The following is a 25315-nucleotide window of genomic DNA, read 5'->3' on the forward strand; positions in this document are numbered from 1 at the left end:
GCTTCTTAATAAGAAAGCCCCTACTCACGTGCGAATATGCGAGTAAGGGCTTTTCCCTATCTCTGATAGATAGCAGTGACCGCAGGAGGGCTAGCCAAAGCCCCCATAGTTGGCCCTATGGTTGTAACAGATACAAGCCGCCACCCACTTTTCTCCATCTCTCGTAAATCGATCTCAAAGTCTCCTGCAGGTGCCTGTTTGAACGCACTTACTTTGTAGATCTTTACGATCTGCTCAGTAGGTGGCGTAATTTTAATTACATTAGGATCAAGCTTGCCCATAAAATCCCCCTATGATAACGAGTTTGATCAGCTTATTATAGTTAGTCAAGTAAAGGCATGCAAGAGTATAAATACTAACATTATGCGGCTCTCCTATACTTTTCATGAAATCTTCAGGGTTCTGGGATATCTGAGGCATCTGCAAATGTGAACTGCCTAGTAGCATGCCTTTACTTTTATGGACTGGTTCACTGCCTTCAAATCATGAAAAGCGCAAAGGATACAAATAATGATACCGGAACAACCAGTTTAACATCAGCATTATAGCGCGAGAACGGCCAAAACGCCGGGGGTGTAAATTTAACCCACAAGAAAACAAAGCAGGATGCAGCACGTTGTCTATCCTGCTATTTTTATGCGCGTTTAGAGGTTAGTTATGAAGGAAATTGCACTCAAAAGAACAAATCTTTTCTTACTTGATTACGCTTATTGACATTATAGAAAGAGAGTAAATGCATGTGAGAGAAACCACAACTCTCTCAGTGTCCCCAGCACTTCATCTCGATCAGCTACCTTCTTTAGTCCCTTTGTAAATTTCGCATCATACTGCCTTACGCTGTGGATGAATACAAGGCATTTTCAGTTCTTAACGACATCAACAACGTTTTTTAGAGAGGTCTTAGCTATGGCAAAAGAGAAAAAAAAGCACACTAGGCGCGACCAGGGGGAAGGAAGCATTACCAAACGGAGTGACGGCCGTTGGGCAGTGAGTATACGCATCCGCGGAAAGCGCATTTTCAAGTATGCCAAGGATGAAAAAGAAGCCAAGGCCATACTCAAAACCTTAAAGAAAGAAATCGAACAAGGCGTGAAACCGGATGCGCCAAAATTCACGGTCGCCTCCTATTTGGAGTACTGGTTGCAAATTCATCGAGCGGGGATCCGAGATTCCACCTACATAACCTACACAACCTGTATCAAGCAGATCATACTGGCGCTGGGATCCCATCGGCTCTCCTCACTTTCCGGCGACCAGATACAGCTGGGGTACATAAAGATACAAAAAGACCTGGAGCTGTCGTTCGGCACCATGAAATTAACGCACACCATCTTCAGGGCTGCTCTGAACGACGCCGTAAAGTGGGGATACATCGCCATGAATCCAGCCAGGCATGTCGAGGTATCAAAGATCCCGCGAACGCATCATCACGCGCTCACCATTGAGCAGGCGAAGCAGCTGCTCCGCTATACGGATGGGGACACATACGTCAGCAACCAGATGACCTGTCTCCTCACACTGGCCATCGCAACAGGCATGCGCAGAGGCGAGATGTTGGGGCTGAAATGGGGCGACATCGATATGGACTCGAAAACAGTGTTCATCACCCGGACCGTCTCCTACCTCACGGTCGATGGGCAGACGAAGTACATCGAAACACCGCCCAAAACGGATTACAGCAAGCGCCGGATCCAGATCCCGGACTTCGTGATGGCGGAGATCCAGAAACAAAAAGTTCGCCAGGCCGAACAGCGGCTCAAGGCAGGGCCCGGTTGGGAGGCGCGGGACCTGGTCTTCAGCAACGCGTTCGGCTCCTACTTTAACCCGCGCAGCGTCTCGCGGTACTTCGAACTGGCCCTAAAAAAGGCGGGCTTGGAGCACATCCGCTTCCACGATCTCCGCCACAGCGCGGCATCCATCCTAATGGCCATGAACGTCCACCCCAAAGTGGTCCAGGAACTGCTCGGTCACAGCAGCATCAGCATCACCATGAACATCTACTCACACACGGACCCGTCGCTACAGCGCCAGGCAATGGACGATCTAGATACCAAATTTAAGCCTGATAACGAGGACGATGACGACGATAAAAATCGGCAGTAAGCCCGAAGGGTACGCAAGATACCATCACCACATCTAGTTTCCCAAAAGTAATTACTTCATTTCTATCTTTACCAAGAGGCTTTATTGATCTAAAGCTCCTTCGATGAATGGCCTTTAGATCAATAAAGCCAACAAACACACTGCATCTAGCCAGACACTATAAACCACATGGCTCCTAACCATTCTAAATGACGCATTCAGTTTATTAAAAAAGGTAACAGCCCTTCATCTGATTGCCGTTTATGCTTTACTCAAATGGTCTGGCCTGTTCGATCCTTCTGCTCTATCGCTTCCAGGATGTCCATGCTTATGTAATCGCGGTCTATCCCGGGAGCAATCCAACGTTTCTTGCTAGGATCATAGTTGCGCTGATTATTGATACAGTTGCGAAGCTTCTCTCGCTGTGCTCTGTTCAACTTGGGTACTAGCGCTTCCGCTACAAGTAAAGCCCGATGTTGCTCAAAGGCCGAATGTGATTTACCGTCAATCATTGGCAACAAGGGTTCAAAATAAGCAGGTTCGGGCGATAAGAAAGCTATTGCCAGGCCTAAGATCCGTTCCCCATCTCCTTCAGACGCCAGATAGCTCAGTATATCTTGGGAACTGAGATGCGCTTTAGGCGCCAGCGCCTGTATACGTCCCCAGAGCGATTCCATCTCCAAAGTGCGCTCCCCACTGGGAAGAAGACGTCTTCTTAGATATTCATACTCCCGCGCCATATTCTCTAGTTCCCTACGCCGCTGCGTGATCGGGATACGTGATACATAGATCTCTTGCAGTTGTTTATTGAACTGCTGGGCCTTTTCTCGCTCTATCGGAGAAGCACCCTTCTCTTGCCCTTCAGCAGTTTTTTCGAGCAGAATACCTAATTCCTCATCACCGATGATGCGTGCTAAATCACTCAATCCCGGGCTACTGATTTCACCTGCAGGCGTTTTCGCGGCACCACCCACCAGTGCAAAAATAGTCAGCAGCGCAGGGAGCCACACTAAAGCCAGGAAGATCGGAGTTGTACTAGTCACATGGATCGCAAAAGAGAAACCAGCATGGGGCGTTTCATTTATTTCAACTATGCTCAGTACAACGAAAATAATACTCAAGACGAGCCATACACGCGGAACCTTTAAGGCTTTCTTTAACAACCATTCTAGGTTTTCTCTCGAGACGTGTTTCTGCTCTGGGTCCGTCTGTTTGGCCACTGCATCCTCTGCTGTTTCTGCCATCTTGGCAAACCTCCACAGGAACAATGACGACTGTTCCAACTGTTTGGGCGCAACAGCTAAGATCTGTTCCAGACTGCGATCTCCTTTCGCGCCTCTACTACAATGAAGATCCTAGGTGGAGTTAGTATATCACGATTTACTCCTCAATAGTGATAAATGTGTAGGGCAGTTCTTCCGTCTAGAATAGGGATTCGATAGAGAAAAATACAGCTGCATGAAATTCATAGTAAAAGTAAAAACATGCAAAGAAGGAACCATACATACGCTTATTATCATTTGCAGATCACTTGAAAATAGCGCGAATTTCGCCATTTTTCCGAGAGGGGATGTCAAATGTGCGCTCACAAAAGAAATGCTTTCGCTGAATCTGCTTCTCAGGCTGCTCGGTCTGGGGTACCTTGTCATGCTGGGTGTTAATAACAACTTCAATGAGGGCTACATATATTCATTAATTTGGGAGATTTCGCAACGATTTGTCATCAAAAACGCAATGATTTGTCATTCCCTTCGCCACACATTTCGGCTACGCTTGTTCTCGCGCTACCAATACCGCCAGATAGCACTGGTGGACTTTGAGAATGGCGGTCATGTAATCGCTGGTGTTTCTTCAACAAAAGGAGGAAATGAGCATGTATAACCGGATAAAACTTCTCGTTTGTGGCATCTTTCTCTTGGCTGCGATGGTGGCACCTGCCGCCTTCGGGTCTCTTACTCCTGCGGCCCATGCGGCGGCTATTCCCAGTACCGGTAGAGCTACTGGTTGTCCAACCTTACGGTATGGCTCACAGGGCACCTGGGTCGAGGTGGTACAAGTCGATCTCAACTGGGATGGTTATCATGGGAAAGATGGGAAGCCACTGGTCGAAGATGGAAATTATGGCCCCAATACCGAGTATGCGGTGAGGCACTTCCAGAGCAATCATCATCTTACTGTAGATGGTATCGTTGGCCCTCAAACATGGTGGGAATTGGGACATCCTTCTTGTTAGATGCATAAAGCATGACGACAATGAAAACACTCTAGGGGTCACACGAAAATAGCGCGAATTTCGCCATTTTCCCTGCGAGTGGATGTCAAAGTGGATGTCAAATGCGCCCATCAAGAAGAAAAGCCCCCGCTGGAACTGGCCTCTCAGGCTGCTCCAGCGGGGGCTTTTCTCTGTCATGTCGTGTTAATAACAATAACACAATTCCCCATTTTTGACCAGAGTATAGCCCTCCACAACGTCCACATCACACTCTAACAAAAACACTCTCTGCAGCCTGTTTCACTTTAGTGGAAGAGAAAAAGCCTCGTGCGTACTTCTAGCAAAAATAAACACTTCAATAGAAGATGTGAATATTGACATAAATATGTTAAAATAGCTAAAATAGCATTTATTGCTACTTGAACCTATTTTTGTCAATAACCACAAGCATAAGGAGGTGCTCATGGTATCTAAATTTCAGCGCCCACGTCTCTTTCTCTCCGTTCTAACTATGCTTTGTATGATGTCAATCATAGGAGCTACGTTTTTTCTTTGTCTTCCTTCCGCCTATGCCTCAGATAGTGGTCATCCTTCCACCAATGGTTTTGTGGCACGTTCAGGTTCTCATTTAGTACTGAACAATAAGCTATTTCGTTTTTCCGGCGCAAATATGTATTGGCTTGGACTTGACGAGAATGTCGGTGGAGTGAACTATCCAACCCATTTTCGTGTTGACGATGGTTTTGCCACAGCCAGGGAAATGGGGGCAACGGTCGTACGTGCGCATACGCTTGGCATTTCTACAGGTTGTAGTCTGTGTGTGGAGCCCTCGCTGGGATCATTCAATACTACTGCGCTACAGCATATTGACTACGCGATTAAATCGGCCAGAGACCATGGTATTCGCCTCATCATTCCACTTGTGGATAACTACCACTACTATCATGGTGGAAAGCATGATTTCACCGACTGGCGAAATATCTCTGATGAGAACCAGTTCTACTCTAATCCGACTGTCATTGCCGACTTTGAGCAATATGTCAGCACATTGTTAAATCGCGTCAATAGTTATACAGGTATCGCGTATAAGGACGATCCAACAATCATGGCCTGGGAAACTGGAAATGAACTAAACGCTCCCACCAGTTGGACACAGACCATTTCAACCTATATCAAGAGTATAGATAGCCATCATCTTGTCCTGGATGGAAACTATGGCATCAATCCGACTTCTTTATCTTTGAAGAACGTCGATATGTACAGTGATCATTTCTATCCAATGAGTGTGTCAAGGGTCGATAGTGATGCGACGACCGTCACCCAGGCCAATAAAGTGTTTTACGTTGGCGAATATGGCTGGAACAGTGGCGATCCATTGAGTAGCTTTGTATCCGCTATCGAGAACAACGGGACATCTGGCGACTCTTACTGGTCACTCTTCCCGCATAATGATACGTATGGATATGTACAGCATGACGATGGCTTTACCCTGCATTATCCTGGCGATAACAGTAGCATGCGCAGCGCTGCTCAAACATTGCGTGCCCATGCCTACGCTATGCATGACACCACGGTACCCCCTGATAGCAAGCCAGGCATATCGGTAATCACAAGCGTGAGTGGCAATCAGGTTGCCTGGCGCGGTACAGCTGGAGCTGACACCTATACAGTAGAGCGTTCCACAGGAGATCATCCTGGACAATGGAACGTTGTCTGCGATCGCTGCGTGACCGATAATGGAACTCCCTGGACCGATGCTTCTCAACCAAAAAGCACTGTCTGGTACCGCGTGAAAGCGTTTAATCTGTCAGGAGTGGCGGGACACTATTCAAAAGCGTTTCAGGCCGTCTTCGATCCCCACAAGGTTGTGGATGATCTGAACAACTGGAGCCAAACGTATAGCCATACCGCAAATCTCAGCTTTGATACAGCCAACAGTCAGTATTTTAATGGCGATACCTCGCGGGCATTTAGAACAACAGCTACTAACGAAGAAATCGTATGGCAAGATCCAGGCATCACACAAATTGTGGCGACAACCTATTTCTGGCCAAATGAAGCAGTTTCCGCATTCAGTATCTACACATCCTCCGATGGTTCCACATGGACCGCAGCCAATCCTGCTATCACCGGAGGGTCAGGGAACTGGTTAGAATATACCTATACCCTGAGCAATCTTTCAAATGTGAGCTATGTGAAGATGCGTTGGAATAATACGGGTGGACAAAGTTGGAGCCCACAGATTAGCCAGGTAACCCTTACGTTAAAGTAGTTCGGAAGACGATCTTTGCTTAAACGTATAAGCCCCCAATTCCACTAGAAGTTGGGGGCTTTCTTAATTTAGAAGAACACAGCCTAGAAAAGCTTGATAAGGGAACTACTTTTATTACAATGTGGAAATTGTAGGAAGTCATTGTCTAAAGTTCTACTTCTTGATGAGATTACTCGCCCTAATAGATCTATTCATTACATATCAAATCGTATCAAAATATAACAAATGATAGTTTGACATATGCAAATTTAATGCTATATTCTACCTTGTAGAATATTTTCATTTCTCACAAGAGGATATTCTCTGTGCAGCTTCATGAACTTCAAGCAGAAATACACTTAAATGGGTATCTTCCCGGTAAGACTGCTACCGATCATATATGTTATCCATCATGGATCTATCAGGAGCACCCAGCGTGCTCAAATAAATCGAAAAACAATATAGAAATACCATGATTTCTTTTTTATGAAAAAACTTTTATTTCATGGCAAGAAAGTTGTTATCGTATGAGCAAATTAAAAATACCACGCTGGTCATTGCTGATGGCTCTGTTTCTGGTCAGCGTGCTCTGGCTGCTGCTAATTCGATTGCGAACCCCTGATGCCGAAAACGGCATGAACATCCCTCTGGTCTGGGCTATGCTGGCCGGAATGATTCCCTATGCGCTCTCCGTCGCCCTGGTGCTCTTTACCAGGGCTCCTGAGGTACGACAGCGGCAGGTGGAGCTGATTGTTATCATCGGCGGAGGGATGCTCTTGCGCCTGCTCCTGGTACGCTCCTGGCCCACCCTGTCGCGGGACGTGTGGACCTATCTGTGGGACGGACATATGCTAGCCCACGGGTACAACCCGCTGCGCTTTGCCCCTGGCGACCCCTTCCTCGCCCACCTACGCGACGGCGTCTATGACCAGAGCCGCTATCGCAGTTCCCCTGGCATCTATCCCATCTTTGCTCAGGCCCTTTTCTGGATCACGAGCATCATCGCCCCGGAAAACCTGACAGTGTGGAAGGGGCTGCTGATCCTGTCCGACCTGGTGAGCATGCTGGGCCTGGTCTGGTTACTGCGCAAAAACCGGATGGATCCGGCCCGATGCGTGCTCTACGCCTGGTCTCCGCTGCCCATCATTGAGTTCGCCCAAAATGGGCACCTGGACGGCATAGTGGTGATGCTGGTGGTACTGGCACTCTGCGCCCAGCAGGGGAACCGGCCCTGGCAGCGCGTGCTGGTAGGTGTTTTGCTGGGCCTGGCGACCTGGACCAAGCTCTATCCAGCTCTGCTGGTTGCCGCGTGTTTGCGCAAGAGAGACTGGCGCATGCCCCTGGTCTTTCTGGGCACCGTGTTCGGCTTTGCGCTGCTCTACCGGAGCCTGGCAGGCCCGGGAGTGCTGGGGGCTATATTCATCTATGCCGCTCAGGTTGACAATACCAACGCGGGCCCTCTGGTCCTGCTGCTTCACCAGATGCAGGGGATTCTCCCAATAAGCCCAACTATCATCAGCCGGATATGCATGGGAACGATCGCGGCCAGCGGCCTTGCTGTGGGTATCCAGACCTACCGGGGCAAGCTGTCCACGGTAGATGGGGTGGCCATCCTCTGCACCGTCTTTTTTGTTTGCTCGACCCATGTCTTCCCCTGGTATCTGGGGGTGTTCTTGCCCCTGGTGGCGCTCGGACTGCCGCGGCTGCCATACCTGCTCTTATGGTGGTGTAGCATGTTCGTGGTGTCACAGTATCTTCTTGTGGGCTCCCTGCACTGGGAACACTATAACTGGGCCATGTGTATAATCCCGGGGGTGATACTGGTAGAATGGTGCGCGAGGCGCCTGCGCCGTCAGCTTCAGTTGCGGCACGTGCAGGCTCCAACGCGCCCTCTGGAGCAACAGGAGCAACACCTGTCACCCACAGCTTCTGAGAGTCCGATCTGAGTCGGCGTGGGGTTATCACTCGGCCTTACAACACACCATCTCAAGAGAATAGCCCTTCTGGTCCTCTGCTGGACCAGAAGGGATCAGAGATCGCTTCACATAAGTTGGCCCATTTGAAACTGAGCACCTTTCTAGCCCGTACTCGCCTCATGGATCAGTTATTATTTTGCATGAGGAAAAAAACATGGGAAACAAAAATGCCTGTATCATCGTTGATCTTAGATCAGGGGAGCACCTGGTACACGTCCCTGAGATAGTAACCGTTCTATCAGCCGCGGGCTGGAAAACCGATGTCGCCCTGAAGGAATATGGGGGCGAGACACTACAACTGGCACAGAAGGCCGCCAAAGAAAATTATGCGCTCGTGATCAGCTACGGCGGCGATGGAACATTGAATGCCCTTCTCAATGGCACTATGTATGGGCAGGGGAAAGGTACCATCGCAGATATACCAGGAGGGACCTTCAATGTATGGGCGAAGGCAATAGAAATACCGGAAGATCCTGTGAAAGCCGCCCTGGCCCTTGTAGATTGCGAACCACGCAGCCTTGATCTCGGCCATCTCGAGGCAACCGGTCTGACCTCCGCCAATGCATCTAAAGGTATCCAGCCACCAGTCACCAATGGGAAAAAATCGAAAAAGTCAAAAGAATCAACAAAAACCAGGCACTATTTCTTGCTAAACGTTGGCATCGGTCTGGATGCTGCAATGATGGCGCATATGTCCAAACCTCTAAAGTATCGGGTCGGTCCACTGGCCTTCGACCTTGCCGCCGCCAAAGAACTCCCCAGACAGCGCCCGTTTCCTGTCGAGCTTCAGCAAACAGATGATAAGGGCAATGTCATCACCCACTGGCGTGGAGATGTCTGGGAAGCATATGTGAGCAAGGTGCCTCTCTTCGCGGGAGCAGTCAATGTAGAGCCGAGTTCGCGCGCCGATGATGGATTGCTCTACGTCACTTTGATTACCGCCAATGGTCCGCTAAAAACGATTGGACAGGCCGTTTCATTACTTACTCAGCACAAGCCAGATAGAAATGTCACCACCTTTTTCCACGGTACGCATTTTTCGCTGCGCATACCCGCATCTATAGATGTCCAGGTGGATGGGAGCGCGGTCAAACCCGAAGATCTCCTACCAGAAGCGGAACAGCGTTCCTTACAACAAAGCAACGATTCAGAACAGATGCTGATCGATTATCACTTTGATATCAGGCCAAAGGCTCTGCACATGGCTGTTCCACGCACCTATGCAGGTCCATTGTTTGAGAAGACATCGCAGAAAGAAAATCCCGCCCCCCATGAACAACTCCCACTCGCTGATCAGCAGCCAGCGAACACGTCACAGCAAACACATCCACAACGCGAGGAGCAAACCTCAACCCGGCAGAAACCAGCCTATAGCATAGAAGTTATTGGAAGCATTGCACCTCAAGGAAAACAGCCAACCATCATCGTCGCAGGCAAATTCAAGAAACAGGATACCGACGAGGTCCAGGTTCTCGCGGTGCGCGTAAATAAGCGAACGCAGGTACTCAATCAGACCGGAGAACACGTATCGCCTGCAGGGCTCCTGGCTCTACAGGAGGGGCAGAAGATCCTGGCCGAAGGGAAGAAGACGAAACGCGGCGTCATCAAAGCTACATGCGTGAGGTTAGCCGACTGAACTGGTCCAGTGAGTCAGAAACCCAACGCGTGCGCGGGAAATTGTGCAAATGAGTATGGATTGGGTCAGTCTCAGTTTTTTGAAAAAACTGAGACTGACCCAATCCATACTCATTTGTTCTCCATGTTCTTGATAATGTAGGCATCAGGGACCATAGTCAAAGCGCAATGTGCCTTTTTGCCAGCGAGTGGATGTCAATGTGGGGTTCTCCGTCAAGTTACGTGAAAGTTCTGGTGTTCTATTCTCCTCACCGTCGCTTAGTTATAAATGATTACACATACTCAATGTCTTTTCTCGTAAATAAGTGATTATTAGTTATTTTTAACGATGTCATCTCAGCCATAATTCCGTTAGACTGGTGTTATGAAACGCATCCAGGAAAACTTAAAGGCTTCATCAAGAAGACACCTTGATTTGTGCAAACTTAAGGCACTAATACTCGTAAACCCTATAAAGTCCTTATGAGATGCACACCAATATTTTAGAAGATCACTCCATATTTCCGAGTAGTATAATTTTTTTAATAACTAAATATCATAAATACACTAAAGCGATTTTGGCGTATTTTTATGTCGATATATTATATCCTAATTTTAAGATGTTTTGTTCATTAGGAAGGAAAACAATGTACAACGGTCATGCACCTACCTCCCCATCCATTCAATTTCTTAGCGGTCCACTTGCTGGTAAAATCTTCCCGTTAAATAAAGCAACTATCACAATTGGCCGCGAGCCGAATAATGATATCGTTGTGAACGAGCCAGGTATATCCCGCTTACACGCCCGCCTGGTGCAAACCAACTCATCCTGGCGTATTGAGAAAGTAGCGTCTCAGAATACAATGGCGGTGAATCAACGTGAGGTACAGCAAGAGACAATCGTTGATCAGGATACGATCAAGATTGGGAAGAATGTAGCCTTCCGTTTTCGCAACGGAGGGGTTGTTCCCACGGCCTTTAGTGGATCGGCAAGTCCACAATATCCGGGACCTGTCGCAGCGTCTCCAGCCATGCTGCCCGCTGCACCGCAAGCGCCATATCCCCCTGCGCCCCCACTACAGCCACAATTTGCCCCTCCCGTGCAAGTACAGTCTCCTGGCCTACCAGGAAATACACCGCCTGCTCAAGTGCAGCCAATGCTTCCAGGATATATTTCCCAATCATCTTTTCAGCCAGCAAGGCAGCGTTCTGGTCTCTCACGTCGTAATTTGCTTATCATTGGTCTGGGAGTAGTGCTCATACTGGGATGCGGCTTGCTAGCATCTTTGTCGAGATCACCCTCCCCAGCTTCATCTTCGACTGGAAGTGGGCCTTCTCCACAAGCGGGCTATGTCTCTGGCAAGGTTGTAAACCAACAAAACCAGCCGCTTCCAAATGCCAAGATCTCCATCGCAGGTACCACATCTAGCGGTGAGCCTGCTCATTTTGATACCACCAGCGGTGCCGACGGCACCTATTCTATCAAGGTTGCTGATGGTAGCTATACCGTCAAGGCATTTATTGATAGTTCATATGAGAGCAAATCGTGGACGCTCCAGCTCCATCCCGACGATAATAGCAACAATAACATGAGTTCTACTAATGGCATCGTTAAAAACTTCACCTGGAAACTCACGGGAATCAACGCCGATGCACTGGGCGTCGCCCATTATGGGGGTACTCTTGGGGCAAGCATAACGGGTACTAATCCTCCCACTGGAGCCATCCTTCAATTCAATCTTACTCCAGTTGGAAATCTCATCGATGGCTCCCAGGGGCAACCGCTAACATTAAAAAAGACGTTACAGGGTGAAACTTCTTTTCAATTCACTGATATTCCTGTTGGTGAATACACGCTAACTGCTACCGAAACAGGCTCGGATGGAACGGTAAAAAATATACCGACCGAGTTGGTTGGTAACATTGGTGCTTACACGAACACTACTGATCTCACATTTCAACCAGGTTTGAATCAAGTTATGGGTGACCCTCCCAGCGCTATTATTAACTTGCAGACCTCATAGCGATAAATATGAGCGTTGCTGTGTGGACATACTTCAGATAGATATGTCCCCTCACAGTCAGATGTGCCAGCGATCTGGCGTGTCAACGCCGCAGCTATAAGAGAAGTCGGAGGAATCAGGTCGGAGACAGGGATGTGTCTGTCTCCGACCTGATTCCTCCGACTTCTCTTATAGCTCTCTACTTCCTTTTACTACGTCATCCAAACCGGGAAAATTACACTTTGAGCTTCTCCCTTTACCGATAAGGGCTTCGCTTTACCTGTCTCTCTGCTATAGGAAATATGGGGCATATAGATGAGTAAATATTTACAAACATGAGTCTATAACTTATCCTTTCATTAATTGAAGTGTTATATTTTTTGTCGCTATTTGCATAAATGATCACACCTCAATTTATGCAATATTTATCTGGAATCCACGATAAATATCGCATCTTTTCAAACGTTTTAAATTGATACATATAGGAGTGAAACGCATGGTGCGCAGAAAGGGATTTTATTGTCTTTTTGCTCTCGCATTAAGCTTTGCTGTCGGGCTCACCGCTATTTTGCCCGTAACCCACGCCAGTGCTGCCTCGTATGCTACTAAACCTTCGTCGTCAAACAGTGTTCTATGGGGAGTTGATTCCGTAAGTTTCATCACGCCGTCGTTCCTCGGGCAGATCAAAAAGAGCTATGGTACGCCTCAGTTTGTTGGTCGCTACCTCGATGCTAAAACCTTCTCACCAATGAACGCGTCTGAAGCCTCATACATCCATAGTCAAGGTATCCGCATTCTGCCTATTCAGTCTGATTTTGGAAGCGATGTCGGCTACAGCAATGGAGTAACCCACGCCAAGGATGCTCTGACGAAAGCGCGTGCCCTGAAAATTCCAAAGGGAACCGTCATCATCGATGATATCGAGAGCAATTCGGCTGTAGACGCTGGCTTCATTGAAGGCTGGCATGCAACTATTTCCGGCGCAGGCTATACCGTTGGGTATTACGAGAACCCGTATGCGGGCAGCAGCCACTTCAGTAGCGCTTTTTGTACAGCCGTGGGCAAGAATTCGGCTATTGGCAATTCAATTTTGCATCCTAGCGAACCGTCTACCGGTCGAACCGCGAGGAACAAAGCTCCCTCATTTGCGCCCAGGGGAATATCGTGTAATGGTCGTACTACCGGTCGTACGGTCGTCTGGCAATACGGTCTTGATGCTGGCGGCTCAGTCAGTGTAGATACCGACGAAGCTCAGTCCTCGGTTCCCCTCTGGTAAGTATATCGAAAATCTTGTATTTAAATTGTGGTAACGGCTTGAAGCGTGCTGTTCATTAAGAAGCAGTTTGAGAAAGTACCGCTGTTTCAAAAACGCCATCAGATCTCTGTTGTAGAAGGGTCTGATGGCGTTTTTATATGTCACCTTGATCATCTTCGTCTATACACTAATATATATCACTCAAAACATTTTATAGTTTCTATGCTGCTATATGTATAAATAATAAAAAATCACGCAATAATTATTACTGCAGGCATTCTTATTTCACGATAAATCAGAATGATAGTAAGTACCCTCATATCAAAATATATACTAGCAAAACAATCAATAATGGCTGACGTGTTGATATTTTTTGAGTAGTCGAGCGTTTTATACACGAGAGGTTTTTTTGTCACTTCATTGCATGTTCTACTAAAGGGGTGCGGCATGTAGAACACAATTATCAATGGAGATTGCAAGTGTGTCAAGTACCTCACGCCTAAAAGGCGTGGTCTTGTGAACTGTTGCGCGCTCGAGCGCAGGCTGTCGCAAGCCCGAACTTGACCAGCCCCAGCCAGGGGGAGGAATCCCTATCGGGCTACGATACTGGAAGTGCCAAAGTACCTACCCTGGAATGCGTCGCCAGTTCCAGGCCCTAGAACCGCTTCGTTAACCAGTCAGACGGGGTTCGAGACCGTGCGAAGTGGAAGTGCAGGCCAGTATCATCGGCGAGGCGAACGTTACCCGCGCAAGCGGTGAGGGTTGAGCCGTTCCCACCAAAAATGGCTCCCCGCAAGGGGCTGCTACCAAGAAGAGTGACAAGAAAAAGGAGGCGTGCTTCCTCCCCGTGCCTTCAGGCAGGGGTATCCGCACGATTGAAGATGATGAGTAAGCTAGAAGTACAAAATATTTCGAAACGATACGACAACAAGCTGGCCGTACATGATGTCAGCTTTACCGTCAATGATGACGAGCTTTTTGTGTTGCTGGGACCATCCGATAGCGGCAAAACGACCATCCTGCGCATGATCTGTGGCTTTGAAGATCCCGATACAGGCAATATCCTGCTCGATGGAGAGGATATCACTTTGAAAGAATCCGCTGTGCGCAATATCGCGGTTGTCTTTCAGGATTATGGCATCAATCCAACCATGACGGTATACGAAAACATTGCTCAGGGTCTGCGCTTCCGCCGGTTGCCCAAAGCAGAGATAGAGCTACGCGTACATATGGTAGCAGAGATGCTTGGACTGAAAGAAAAACTGTCACGCGCAACGAGGAATCTGTCCGGTGGTGAGTTGCAGCGCGTGGCAATTGGACGCGTCATGGTCAAAGACGCCGATCTTTACCTCTTCGATGAGCCGATCTCACAGTTGGACCCTTCTACGCGCCGGCGTACACGTCAGGAAATTTTGATGGTGCAACGCATTAAGAAAAAGCCAGGCATCTTCATTACCCAGGATCACTATGAGGCCTTTAGTATGGCCAATCATATCGGCGTAATCTCAGAGGGCCGTATACAGCAAATAGGAACTCCTGATGAGCTTATCCAGACGCCAGCCAACCTGTTTGTAGCTCGCTTCCTGGCCGATCCACCACTCAATATCGTTGAGGGATATATTCAGCTCGTGGGGACGCGATATCAGTTGCGCACAGACAGCCTGAGCATGTCCTTTCCCCCACAGTGGACGCCCTTGCTCTCACGCCTGGGGCCCCAGTCCAAAATCATCATGGGCATTCGCCCCAATATTATTGTGCCAGAGTGGGGTATCAATGGTATGGGGCCAGCACCTCGCGTGATGATGCGCGCCCAGGTTATCCATTCGGGTCCCTTGATGGGTCGCCGTACGGTAATCCTACGCGTGGGCCAGCACACAGAATTACTGGCTGAATTCAAGGATAACGTTACTATTCATAATGGCCAGCCCTTAACCATCGCCATCAATCCTGACCAGATATTCTTTTTCCATCCTCGCAGTGAAGAACTTTTGAATCCTACCGCCCAGTCGGTTTTTAGCTTGCATTAATAAATTTGAATACACAGTTCAAACATGTTTTATTTTCACCTGGATGGCCGGTCCAGACATAACTTCTATAGCATCAACGAAGAGCCAGATAGGAGATACCGCATGGACCGGTTCTTTTCGTCGATAGACGTGGACAGATTGTCCTGGCGGGGCGTTAGCCGGCGATGTTATCCTCGGCGAGGAGGAGATTCTTTTCGTAGATACGCCGAATAACATCTTCAATTTCCGGCTCCATGAAGGTGACGTCGCGCAGGCGATAGCGAACACCTAACCAGGCAACTAATTCATGCGCCGGCGGCGCTGCCCCTCCAAACCTCAATTCTAACCGTGGTCCCTCTAGCTTTTGTACATACACATCAGCCGGAAGATCGGCCAGCACAGGGAGCCCCGATTCATCCCCGGGCAATTTTGCCAGGGTCGCGAGCTCGCTAGCCTCCAGCACGGCCACCAGGGTGCGCTGACCACCAAAACGCTCACGGATGGCATCGACTGTTCCATCATACAACTTGCGCCCATGATCAACGATCAGCATGCGGGGACAGAGTGTTTCTATATCATCCATATCGTGGGTGGTAATCAGAACCGTGGTGCCACGTTCCGCGTTCAACGATAGCAGAAACTCGCGAATGCGGGCCTTGGCTACAACATCCAGACCTATGGTGGGCTCATCAAGATACAACAATGTCGGCTCATGCAGCAACGCGGCCACCAGGTCGCCGCGCATGCGCTGACCTAAAGACAGCTGGCGCACAGGTGTATCAATAAACTCGTCCAGGTCCAGCATCTTGCGTAGATGGTTAAGATTCTGCTGGTGACGCTGCTCTGGCACGCGATAGAGGTGGCGCAGGAGTTGTAGCGAGTCCCGCAATGGCAGATCCCACCACAGCTGCGTTCGCTGCCCAAACACCACACCGATACGGCTTGCCAGCTCACGACGCTGGCGGCTCGGTAGCAGACCGGCGACGCGCAACTGGCCCGCCGAGGGCATCAGAATCCCGGTCAACATCTTGATGGTGGTACTTTTGCCCGCGCCATTGGGACCTACCAGTCCGATCATCTCTCCCTGCTGCACCTGCAGCGTCAGATCTCGCACCGCTGCTACGGTACGTACCTCGGGATCAACGATGCTGCGTATACCTCCTAGCAGGCCAGGACGGCGCTTGGAGATGCGAAATACCTTGCTTAAACCTTCGGCTTCAATCATGGTCGTCATGGGATATTCCTTTCTCTGCTCTATACAGGCCTGTTAACTGCCGGTGCTCTGATAGTGATGAACACCAATAATCCACACCCATCCTGCAATCAGCGCAAAGACCAGCGCGGCCAGAGGAGGAGCAAAAGCCAGCTCACGCGGTAACCCAAAGGGCAGTGGCCGATCCAGGATGTAGCAGGTTGGCACGTACGAAGCGAAAGCTACGGGTACGATAAAAAGAAAGAAACGCTGCAGCAATTGATGATAGATGGTGATCGGATAGCTAAGCATTTCGCGTGAGCCATATGTAAGGATATTGACAACCTCAGTGGTCTCAACCGTCCAGAAGCACAGGGTCGCCCCCAACAATAAGATTGAGGTAAAGATGACGGTTCCGCTCAGGATACCGACACCCAGCACAATCAGCTTATCCAGACTCCAATGGAGCGGTGGCAAAAAGTGCAGCGCCAGAGCGAAAGCCAGACATCCCTGAGTGATACGCCCAAGACGGCGCAGGCGAAAATCGCTTCCGATGACCTGGATAAAGGCGTTCACGGGACGCAGCAGGACGCGATCAAATTCGCCACGCACGATCAGCACGGAGAAATTGTCGATGCCCGCGCCAATCATTTCAGACAACCCGAAGCTTACCGACATCACTGCGGCCAGCAGGGCTACCTCGCCCACATGCCAGCCCAGCAACGTCGGGAAAGGGATGAAATATAACAATAAGGAGAGGAACTCCAGTCCCGTCACTCCCAGGTAGGTAGAAATATCCAGGAATAAATTCATCTTGTATTGTGTTTGGGATTTCAACTGAATGGCGATCAGCCGCCAGTAAAGCTGGAGATCGCTCCAGGTATTCTGTAGTAACATCTGTCCTTAACCTCCCTGAGCAATCACGCGCTGCTTCGCCACGCCGGTTAATAGTTGCACACCCAGAGTGAAAATCAACAACCAGCCAAGCTGCCGTAGCACCTCGAAGACCAGTGCCGTACCCGCGATTTTGCCCAGCAATACCTCTACAGGCAGATCCATAAAGCCATGAAAAGGCAGCCAGTCGACGATCCCCCGCAGCCACACGGGCAGTAACGGAATAGGCACATACATACCGGTCAGAAACTGGGCAATGGTGATAGCAAACGTCATCATAGCGCGCGCCTCAATGATCCAGAAAGCCACCACGTTATAGAGAATGCGATACGCTATGCCAAGCATTGATCCGACGGGCAAAACCAGGGCAAAGACGAGCCAGGATTGCCAGCTTAAGGGGACTCCAAGTTGAAACAGCAACATACCCACCACATAAGTGGGCAGACCTCGAAAGAGCATGTAGTAAACGTTGCGCCCCATTTCGCGACTAAACCAGTAGAGATAAAAATCGCAGGGTTTACTTAGATCGGAGACAACATCTCCGGTACGAATGGTTTGCATTAAATCGTTCCAGCTAAATGGGAGCACGATCATCAGCAAAGCCTGCATCAGCCAGCTGTAGCGCAGTGTATCGCGTACATCGTAACCGGCCACAGTGGGACGAGCATGATACAACGCGATAATGACGTAGCTAAAAATGATGGCGAAAAAAACATTGGCACTCAGCCCCGCCAGATTAGCCCAACGATAGATGAGCTGGCGGCGAAAGGCCGTACGCGCCACTTCCAGATAAAACCGTAGCATCACCTTATCCCTCATCAAAACTGCAAACAGCAGAATAAACCAGTAATCCTCAATAGACCCTGGTCCAGACTATTTCTCCATATTTTTGACATGCACATACGCAGGATGGTATAGAACTACCCTGTGGAGCCGTTCCTTGCCGCTATGCCCTTCCAGATACATGCACATAGAGCTGAAATCAACAACAGGGCACACAAAACAAACGATGGGAATCGGTCGGTGGTCAAAAAGCTTTTATAGACACAGATAACAGGGCTATCAAGTGGTATGGTATCAACAAGGGCGCATGACGCAGAACGGACAGACATTATAATTGAAAGGCAGATTCCCGTCAATACTTAATCTGGGCATATTGTTACGCGGCAAGCACTCCAGGTCCCCCTACAACAATAGAGAAAAAGAAGCAAAGCCTTATTCATCTGTACCGCTGGATTCGCTCATTGTTGATCGAGTACGTGGGGAATGGAGATTGTGCAGGGCGGGAGGTTGGTGCGCTCCATTCTGTGTCGGATGAGCACGCTCCAGGGGCAGTTGTTGGTGATGATAGAGCCGATTTGAGATCAACGAACTATTAGCGGTCATTGCAACCTGCATCGCCTCAATGAGATGCTCCAGGCGCTCAATATTTTTCGTAGCATCAGCAGTGGTCTGAGTACCGCTGGCACTATTTACTGACGGGGAAGCATTACCGGGCGCTGATATGGTGGGAGCGGTAGACATATGCTTGATAAGCGATTGTTCCAGATCCTTCAATGCCGTCAGTATAATATCCTGCAACACGGCTATGCGTTCTTCCAGCGCATGATCAACCAGCGCTGCCAGTTCATCCCAGGGAATTTCGGTCTGCACCTCAATGGTATCAAACTGGGCCTGCCCTTCCTCCATATCATCGGGGAAAAGCTCTGTGGATGGAATGAGAGAAGGTAGACGCTGATGGATGATCTGCTCGATGGCTAATAACTGAGCGGCAAGGGGTCGCTCTATCGAGGCTTCCAGGCGCCGTTGCTGCTCCTGCTGTTGCGCCTCAAAACTCTGCTCAACGGACTCGATCAGCCGGGCATGCTGAGCCTCAAAATTTTGCACTACCATCTCGCGCGTCCGGGCATGTTGATCAATGAGGCGTTGAGATATGGCCTGCAATAAATCACCCTTCACGGTGACTATCCGCTGCTCAAAATCGCGTCTCAACCCCTGCAGGCGCAGATCGAAAATTCGCTCCAACTCGTGTCGCTGCGTTGCAAGCTTTTGCTCGAGAATAGTATTTAGCGATTGTAGTTCGTCTTGCGTAAACGCCATGGATGGTACCATTCCCTTCTCGGCATCCACATATATACGTATGGTATGCGCTGTACCGTGTACCACAAGCTACAACCAGTAGCGATGCGCAGTGAGTCAGCCACTATGCTGCCTATCTGATTGTACATCAGGTTTTGCTATTCCCCTAGTATAAAAACAGCACCACAAGGTGTCAACGTCTCTATAAGAATAAACCCACGTTGGCTATTGGGCGCGCCTGTGGCCTTTATGTAGCCGGCATTGATGAGGGACCATATATTGATAAATTCAACACTATACACACGAATCCATAGTTAATCTGCACATTACAATCTTAAGCTGATGCTTGTATAATGCGTCTCATAGGAAGGAAACCTCCCTATGAGGCAAGGAGGCCTCAGATAAACATTCACAGCAGAAATAAACCGGAACTTCCTTCTCCACCAGCGGCATCTTCTTCACCTATTAGCTACGTCACATCTCATCAACAGCTGATTCTATCCATACTCTCACTATCTCTTATCAATCGCATTTTGAAAGTAATCCCCCCCAAACTACCTATTATCACCTCTTTTAGAGCGGTGGCCTGGACCATCTTTAGCCAGTGCCAAACAAAATGTCTATTCTCGCGCTTCGCCCCCTTATGCATTGCCTATAAATCGGATATAATTTCAGTTGAGATGATGACATACTCACAATACGGCCTCTCATTCAAAGGATGCGCATGGTGAACGATAAATTATTAGGTAGCCAGCTCGGCAGTTATGTTCTCGTGGAGATATTGGGCCACGGGGCCTTTGGCAGCGTCTACCTGGGCAGGCACTTTCTACTGGAGCATAAACCTCCAGTGGCGGTCAAGGTCTTAAATACAACCTTGAATACGCAGGAGGAAATCGACCGTTTTTTCCAGGAGGCGGTGATCCTTGATAAATTGACCCATCCCAATATTCTTCCCATAATCGATGCCAATCTGTACGAGGGCTATCCCTTTTTTGTGGCGGAGTATGCCCCCGGTGGCTCTTTGCGCGATCGCTTAGATGCTCTCAATGGCTCTCCCATGCCATTAATGGATGCGATGCACATCCTTAACCAGGTGGGACAGGCCTTGCAGCATGCCCATGATCTGGATATCGTCCACCGGGATTTAAAACCGGCCAATATCTTGTTCAATGCCGAGGGGGATACAGTACTGGCCGACTTTGGTATCGCCATCCAGGTTCAGAAAACGCGCCGTGTAGATGAGATTGGGACGCCTCCCTATATGTCGCCAGAACAGTTTAAGGGGAAGATCAGCAAGAAAAGCGATCAGTATGCACTGGGATGCGTGGCCTATGAACTGTTGACGGGGCAGCAGCTCTTTGTGGCTGATGACCCCTACACTATCGGTTATAAGCATATCTACGAGCAACCTATCCTGCCCAGCGAACTGAATCCGAATATCCCACCTGCGATCGAGGCGGTCATTTTAAAAGCGCTGGCCAAAGAGCGCGATGATCGCTTTGAGAATGTGGCCGATTTTGTGATCGCTTTGCGGGAAGCTTTCGGGTTGCCAATGACTGAGAGTACACCGCTCCCACCACTGCAATCGCAGCCGCCGGTCGCCCCACCATCCTTGCGCGAAACCCCGGTGAAGAGGCTCAGCCCACTTCCTGATCCACATCGCACCCAGGCTGAAAGCAGCGGTGGCCTGGGACAGCGCTCGCTTCGCCCGCCGGCACAGACACCGATCGCTAATCGGGCCCAACGTTCACAGGGGCGCAACCCGAGCAGTAATCCCGCGCGTACAACGCTGGCCTGGTCTGTTACGACGGGGCTGGATCATACCTATTATTCGGAGCCTGCGGTGCTCAATAGCGTGGTTTATGCGGGAACCTACACCACTAACGTTGATAATCCACATAAAGAGGCCAATCAGTTGCGCGCTCTGGACGCACTGACGGGGCAGCTGCTATGGGCGGTAACTACACGCTATGGCATTTATGATGCGCCTGTCATTTCCAATGGGATCGTCTATGTCTGTACCGGCAATATTAATCTGCCCGGTGAAATCTACGCGGTAGATGCCACCTCAGGAGAGGTGCGCTGGTCCTTTCCTACTGATGAGTTTATTAAAGTGCGACCAACCGTCGCCAACGACATCGTCTATGCCTATCCGGATCATGCCGTCTACGCCCTCGACGCCAATAGTGGGCGCGAGATATGGGCCGTCACAGTCAAAGCTGGCCTGGCCCACCGTCCAGTTATCGCCAGTGGACATATGTATCTGATTACAGAGCGTGGCAGCTGCTATGAACTGGATGCCTTGACCGGGCAAAAGCTGGAGACATACGCCGATATAGGAGAGATCCTGGCGGCCGAGACGACCGTTACGGGCATTAATTGCCTCTGCTTCGCCGATGGTGAGCTCTACGCCATGGACATGCAGAAGCAGCAGCGCGTCTGGGCTACCCGACTCGATATCCAGATCTCGGGTGACCTGATCCTTAGAAATGGCGTCGCCTATGTTGGCTCGCATGGAGGATTTGTCGGCGACTCGGCCAACACGAAGCTACATGCCATCGATACAACCAATGGCAAGATCCTCTGGGTCGCTCATCTGAGACACGAAATTGAATCGGCTCCGGTGGTCGCTGATAACAATATTGTCTATGTCAGCACCTTTGGACGCGAACTCTACGCCATCGATAGCCGCAATGGTCATATCCTCTTTACGTCGAAGATCGGTCGAGGCCGCATCAATCGACCAGCCGCCGAGCAGGGAATGATCTTTGTGAGTACCGGAGAGATGCACGCCCTGAAGATCAGTAATCCTTGATCTCGCAGCGGTACATGAGATCTGATACATACCACTGATATATTCCGCGTCTGTATAAGACAGGCAGGCATGATTATGGCGCTCCTGGTGAAGGTTGACCTGGGATATGTCAACCTTCACCGGGTAATGCGCTACGCCATCTATGCCACAATCTCATAAAGCATAACCAGCGGATCAAGCACAACCATGTTCAGCCAGGGTCTGGTCGATGAGGTGTTGCAGACGCCTGGGCTGAGGCCCAATGTAGCGAGCAATCTCTTGCCCCTGATGGAAGACGATCAGGGTCGGCATTCCCTGCACGCGGTAAAAAGCCGGGATCCGAGTATGCTGATCGCAATCAAGCCTGGCAAAACGGAGCTTGCCCGCGTACTGGTGGCTCAGCCGCTGGTAGACCGGGTCCAGATTGCGGCATGGAGGACACCATGTTGCCCAGAAATCAACAATCACGGGCTGGGAGGACTGGAGTACCTTCTCCGCAAAATCCTGATCTCCAACCGCAAACAGATTCTCATGCGTGCCGATAACATCATGTACCTGCATAGCTTTTTTCCTTTTCACGTACGATAACTCTCATGATACTTGCGACTTTCAGCGTACAAAGTCTACAATAACAGCAGTGTACATGTTCAAGTTGACTTGAAGTCAAGCCCACGTAAAGGACTATTTTTCAGCATGGAAGAACTGACGATCAGCCAGGTCGCGGCGAAGGCCGGCCTGCGTCCATCCGCGATTCGTTATTATGAGAGTATCAATGTCTTACCAGCCCCACGGCGTATCAGCGGACGGCGGCGCTATGATCCAGCGGTATTAGATCACCTGGCCTTTATTCAGGTAGCGCAAAAATTGGGGTTCTCGCTCACCGAGATTCAGTTTCTCTTTGATCAGCGGGGAGAGGAGACGCCTCTGGCGGATTACTGGCAGAGCGTGGCTCGTCAGAAACTGACTGAAGTTGATGCCCTGATACAGCAGGCGACGCATATCAAGCGTATGCTGGTCCAGGGGCTGCGCTGCGACTGTCCCAACCTGTCGGATTGTATCAATTGTGTGCTCACCAATTGTCATTCCTCCACCCCACAGACGGGACAGGTGCGCTTAAACGTGCTTCATCCCAACGGCCACGCGGAACCTTAGGTGGTAGCACTGATCCTGGCTTTGAACAGGCTGGGGACCAGGACAGCAATAATCAGGGTGGAGACCATACAAGCCACCCCACCGCTGATGACCGAGAACTGCGTTGTGGTTAAACCGGCCACCAGACCGGACTCGAATTGTCCAAGCATTGGTCCCCCGACCACGAACATCGCCGTTACAGCTCCCATACGGCCACGGAACTCATCAGGAGTTGTTAGTTGCACCAGCAGGTGGCGCAACACCATACTGACCATGTCGGCGGCTCCTGCCCCGGCCAGCAATAAGGCAGACAGCCACAACGGTCCAGGCGCGACCCCAAATAGAATGATGCAAATACCCCAACCTATGATCGCCAGCACAACCCCCATACCCTGACGGGCGATGCGACTGATCTTTCCCGTCAACGGTGTCAACGCTACAGCGCCAAAGGAGATGGAGCCGAGTAAGATACCCAGACCCTGCGGCCCTACATGCAAAATATCGCTGGCATAAACAGGCAGGAGCGCCTTCGGTGAGCCAAAGAGGGTGGCAAAGAAATCTAGCGAGAGAACCGCCAGCAAGAGTGGATGAGTGCGCAGAAAGTGAAGACCGTCGCGCATGCCACCCCAACCAGCCTGAGCACGCTTCTCCACCGGGATACGTGGAACGACCATCAGCAACAATGAACCGATGACGATGCAATATGAAAAGACATCTAGCCAGTAGGTGTTCACGACCCCGATCTGGGCAATGGCCAATCCACCCAACGTGGAGCCGCCGATCATTGTTACCTGCATCATGACGGTGTTAAGCGAGACGGCATTGGCTATCTGTTCAGGGGGCACCAGCGAAGGGATCATCGACTGCCGCGAGGGGAATTCAAAGGCCGAGACGGTAGCGGAAATCAGTACCACACCACAAAAAATAGCTATATTGATTGTCTTAAATTCCGTTGAGATCGCCAGTATGGCGGAAGCGGTTGCTAGGATCACTTCAACGATCAGTAACAGTTTACGACGATCAAAAGTATCGGCCAGCACACCACCAACCAGTGAGAAGATCAGCCGTGGAATGGCTTGCAATAAACCGATAACGCCCAGCATGACCGCCGAGTGAGTCAACTGGTAGACCTGCCAGGAGACAGCGACGACCTGCATCTGGGTGCCGGTCGAAGAAAGCAGTTCACCCCAAAAAAAGAGCGCGAAATTGCGATTGCGCAATACGCTCCATTGGCCCGGTACTTTGTTGGCCGTCGCTTGATCAGCAGTAACCGTGGATCGGGGTGTTGCCTCTCTTTGTGATTTGAGTGTCATAGTACATCCAACTCTAGTCAGAAAAATAAACCATAGAAAAATACTTCTTTAGTATATCATGGGTATTCTTCATATCGAGTCCTTTAGAGTCTTTCTATGACCCAGACACATTTTTACGGAAGTGGAATCAGGCGTTGAACGTTGTCGGCAGGACGATCACTTCTTGTCCCGGACTCAGTATGGTCTTCAGACCTTCATTGCCGCTGATAAGCTGGTTGTTCACAAAGATTCTGACATGTTCGCGAATAGCACCCTGCTCGGTGCAAAGACGCTCCCAGACAAGAGGATGTTCTTTATGTAAAGCGTTCAACAGTTGCTCAACCGTCTCTGCTTCAACTGTGATCTGGCTCTTGCCTCCGCTATAGGCACTCAATGTGGAGGGCAGGCGCAGGGTCGCGGTTACCTTTGCTGAATCGCTCATAGACACCCCTTTAAATAGTTCAAACAGTAGTTTTTTTGGTGGTATTTACATACAAAAAGCACAGGCATATACGCTTGTCTTCTCTGGCTTGG

Annotated in this window: 20 protein-coding genes; 11 read left to right on the forward strand and 9 right to left on the reverse strand. The window is 49.8% G+C overall.

Annotation, left to right across the window (positions count from 1 at the left end; genetic code table 11):
• Positions 1–56: 56 nt before the first annotated feature.
• On the reverse strand, positions 57–281 hold the full coding sequence (locus tag AABA21_RS15375) for a hypothetical protein (protein WP_338251563.1): 225 nt from the start codon (positions 279–281) through the stop codon (positions 57–59).
• Positions 282–906: 625 nt separating this feature from the next.
• Here AABA21_RS15375 and AABA21_RS15380 point away from each other — a divergent pair.
• Positions 907–2103 carry a tyrosine-type recombinase/integrase gene (locus AABA21_RS15380; RefSeq protein WP_338251565.1) on the forward strand — a complete coding sequence of 399 codons (1197 nt, stop codon included), beginning with the start codon at positions 907–909 and terminating at the stop codon, positions 2101–2103.
• A 251-nt stretch (positions 2104–2354) separates the two neighbouring features.
• Here the strand turns inward: AABA21_RS15380 and AABA21_RS15385 are convergent, their stop codons facing one another.
• Complete coding sequence (locus tag AABA21_RS15385; RefSeq protein ID WP_338251567.1) at positions 2355–3326, reverse strand: hypothetical protein; 972 nt, start codon at positions 3324–3326, stop codon at positions 2355–2357.
• A gap of 214 nt (positions 3327–3540) precedes the next feature.
• Between AABA21_RS15385 and AABA21_RS15390 the strand changes: the two genes are divergently transcribed.
• The 8 genes from AABA21_RS15390 to AABA21_RS15425 all read left to right on the forward strand — a co-directional run bounded on the left by AABA21_RS15390 (position 3541) and on the right by AABA21_RS15425 (position 15420).
• Positions 3541–3963: a hypothetical protein gene (locus AABA21_RS15390; RefSeq protein WP_338251570.1), complete on the forward strand. Its 423-nt coding sequence runs from the start codon at positions 3541–3543 to the stop codon at positions 3961–3963.
• On the forward strand, positions 3956–4315 hold the full coding sequence (locus AABA21_RS15395) for a peptidoglycan-binding domain-containing protein (protein WP_338251572.1): 360 nt from the start codon (positions 3956–3958) through the stop codon (positions 4313–4315). The genes AABA21_RS15390 and AABA21_RS15395 overlap by 8 nt, the downstream gene beginning before the upstream one ends.
• Before the next feature lie 442 nt (positions 4316–4757).
• Positions 4758–6566, forward strand: a complete 1809-nt coding sequence (locus AABA21_RS15400) for a hypothetical protein (RefSeq protein WP_338251574.1) — start codon at positions 4758–4760, stop codon at positions 6564–6566.
• Between the two features lie 506 nt (positions 6567–7072).
• Positions 7073–8491: a glycosyltransferase 87 family protein gene (locus AABA21_RS15405; RefSeq protein ID WP_338251576.1), complete on the forward strand. Its 1419-nt coding sequence runs from the start codon at positions 7073–7075 to the stop codon at positions 8489–8491.
• Between the two features lie 184 nt (positions 8492–8675).
• Positions 8676–10157, forward strand: coding sequence for a diacylglycerol/lipid kinase family protein (locus tag AABA21_RS15410; RefSeq protein WP_338251578.1), 1482 nt, complete (start codon positions 8676–8678; stop codon positions 10155–10157).
• Between the two features lie 466 nt (positions 10158–10623).
• Positions 10624–12159, forward strand: a complete 1536-nt coding sequence (locus AABA21_RS15415; RefSeq protein ID WP_338251580.1) for an FHA domain-containing protein — start codon at positions 10624–10626, stop codon at positions 12157–12159.
• 475 nt (positions 12160–12634) lie between these two features.
• Positions 12635–13414 carry a glycoside hydrolase domain-containing protein gene (locus tag AABA21_RS15420; protein ID WP_338251582.1) on the forward strand — a complete coding sequence of 260 codons (780 nt, stop codon included), beginning with the start codon at positions 12635–12637 and terminating at the stop codon, positions 13412–13414.
• Positions 13415–14274: 860 nt separating this feature from the next.
• Positions 14275–15420, forward strand: a complete 1146-nt coding sequence (locus AABA21_RS15425; RefSeq protein ID WP_338258447.1) for an ABC transporter ATP-binding protein — start codon at positions 14275–14277, stop codon at positions 15418–15420.
• A gap of 154 nt (positions 15421–15574) precedes the next feature.
• On the opposite strand, the gene AABA21_RS15430 is transcribed toward AABA21_RS15425, so the two are convergent.
• From AABA21_RS15430 to AABA21_RS15445, 4 genes are all read right to left on the reverse strand, one after another.
• The gene (locus AABA21_RS15430) at positions 15575–16633 is read right to left on the reverse strand and encodes an ABC transporter ATP-binding protein (RefSeq protein ID WP_338251584.1); all 1059 of its coding nucleotides are present in this window, start codon (positions 16631–16633) and stop codon (positions 15575–15577) included.
• 33 nt (positions 16634–16666) lie between these two features.
• A complete protein-coding gene (locus AABA21_RS15435) occupies positions 16667–17488 on the reverse strand; it encodes an ABC transporter permease (protein ID WP_338251586.1) in 822 nt (273 codons plus the stop codon).
• 6 nt (positions 17489–17494) lie between these two features.
• On the reverse strand, positions 17495–18289 hold the full coding sequence (locus AABA21_RS15440) for an ABC transporter permease (RefSeq protein ID WP_338251588.1): 795 nt from the start codon (positions 18287–18289) through the stop codon (positions 17495–17497).
• Positions 18290–18700: 411 nt separating this feature from the next.
• Positions 18701–19585, reverse strand: coding sequence for a hypothetical protein (locus AABA21_RS15445; protein ID WP_338251590.1), 885 nt, complete (start codon positions 19583–19585; stop codon positions 18701–18703).
• 703 nt (positions 19586–20288) lie between these two features.
• Here AABA21_RS15445 and AABA21_RS15450 point away from each other — a divergent pair.
• The gene (locus AABA21_RS15450) at positions 20289–22379 is read left to right on the forward strand and encodes a protein kinase domain-containing protein (RefSeq protein WP_338251591.1); all 2091 of its coding nucleotides are present in this window, start codon (positions 20289–20291) and stop codon (positions 22377–22379) included.
• 174 nt (positions 22380–22553) lie between these two features.
• Here AABA21_RS15450 and trxA read toward each other — a convergent pair whose 3' ends face one another.
• Positions 22554–22919: a thioredoxin gene (gene trxA / locus AABA21_RS15455; RefSeq protein ID WP_338251593.1), complete on the reverse strand. Its 366-nt coding sequence runs from the start codon at positions 22917–22919 to the stop codon at positions 22554–22556.
• 132 nt (positions 22920–23051) lie between these two features.
• Here trxA and AABA21_RS15460 point away from each other — a divergent pair, with 132 nt between their 5' ends.
• Positions 23052–23510, forward strand: coding sequence for a MerR family transcriptional regulator (locus AABA21_RS15460; protein WP_338251595.1), 459 nt, complete (start codon positions 23052–23054; stop codon positions 23508–23510).
• Here AABA21_RS15460 and AABA21_RS15465 read toward each other — a convergent pair.
• Both AABA21_RS15465 and AABA21_RS15470 read right to left on the reverse strand, forming a co-directional pair.
• Entirely contained in the window at positions 23507–24802 is a 1296-nt protein-coding gene (locus AABA21_RS15465; RefSeq protein ID WP_338251598.1) for an MFS transporter, read from the reverse strand. The two genes, AABA21_RS15460 and AABA21_RS15465, sit on opposite strands and share 4 nt — an antisense overlap.
• 127 nt (positions 24803–24929) lie before the next feature.
• On the reverse strand, positions 24930–25223 hold the full coding sequence (locus AABA21_RS15470; protein WP_338251599.1) for a MoaD/ThiS family protein: 294 nt from the start codon (positions 25221–25223) through the stop codon (positions 24930–24932).
• Positions 25224–25315 lie beyond the last annotated feature (92 nt).

Source organism: Dictyobacter halimunensis, assembly GCF_036245075.1.